Annotated in this window: 1 protein-coding gene; it reads right to left on the bottom strand. The window is 75.7% G+C overall.

Features of this window, described 5'->3' with window-relative positions:
- On the bottom strand, positions 1-1,307 hold a 1,307-nt coding region (locus D7V93_RS43070), incomplete at both ends, for an FtsX-like permease family protein (protein WP_120648678.1).

Genomic DNA, 1,307 nt, shown 5'->3' with positions numbered 1-1,307 from the left:
GGCGAAGGTCCACGGGTCGTCCACCGACACGCCGTAAAGGAGCGACCCCAGCAGCCGGCTCAGCGCCAGCGACAGCACGAGCCCCACCGCCACGCCCGTGAGCGACAGCCGCAGCCCCTGTCCCAGCACGAGCCGCAGCACGTCCCCGCGCCCCGCGCCCAGCGCCATGCGGATGCCCAGCTCCCGCGTGCGCTGCGCCACGGAGAAGGCGATGACGCCCGACAGGCCCAGCGCCGCGAGCAGCAGCGCGCCCGCCGCGAACACGCCCAGCAGCAGCGCCGCCAGCCGCTGGGCGCCCAGCGCGTCGGCCATGCGCCGCGTGAGGGGCTGGACGTCGAACAGCGGCAGGTCCGCGTCCACCGCGCGCACCTCCGCCTCCACCGCGGCGTGCAGCGCCTTCGGGTCGCCCGACTTCGCCCGCACCGCCACGCCCAGCGAGGGGAAGGGCAGCTGCGAGAGGGCGTAGTACGCGGCGGGGCGCACCGGCGCGTCCAGGCCCCACTCGTGCACGTCGCCCACCACGCCCACCACCGTGGCCCACTGCTTGTCCGGGCCGTGCAGCTTCATCCGGTGGCCCACGGCGTCGCCCTGCGGCCAGAAGAGCTTCGCGCAGGACTGGTTGATGACCACCGCCCAGGGCGCGTCCGGGGCGTCCCGGTCCTCCAAGAGCCGCCCCTGCTGGAGCGTGACGCGCAGGGCGCGCAGGTAGCCGGGGGTGACGGCGCGGAACTCCACCGCCTTCCACGTCTCCCCGGGCTGCCGCGGGCGCCCCTCGATGTCGAAGCTGTGGTCCATCTCTCCGCCCAGGGGGAGCACGTTGGTCAGCCCCACGGACTCCACGCCGGGCAGGGCCTGGAGCCGCGCCACCAGGGCCTGCTGGAAGGCCACCTGCCGGGCCTTGTCCGGGTACGCCACCTCGGGCAGCTCGAGCTGGCCGGTGAGCACGCCTTCGGAGTCGAAGCCCGCGTCCAGGCGCTGGAGCGCGAGGAAGCTCTTCACGAACAGGCCCGCACCCACCAGCAGCACCAGCGCGAGCGACACCTGGGCCACCACCAGCGCCGCGCGCACCCGGCCCGTGCGGTGGCTGCCCGTGGCGCGCGCCCCCTCGCGCATCGCCGCGTGCAGGTCCGCGTGGCGCGCCTGGAGCGCGGGCACCAGCCCGAAGAGCACGCCGGTGAGCACCGACACCGCCAGCGTGAAGAGCACGGAGGGCACGTCCAGCCGCACGGCCCGGGCCCGGGGCAGGCCATCCCCCACCACCGCCACCAGCGCGTCGGTGCCCCACAAGGCCAGCAGCAGGCCCACCC

It is taken from the genome of Corallococcus llansteffanensis (genome assembly GCF_003612055.1).
GTDB lineage: Bacteria > Myxococcota > Myxococcia > Myxococcales > Myxococcaceae > Corallococcus > Corallococcus llansteffanensis.
This window is presented reverse-complemented; position numbering and strand designations above follow the sequence as displayed.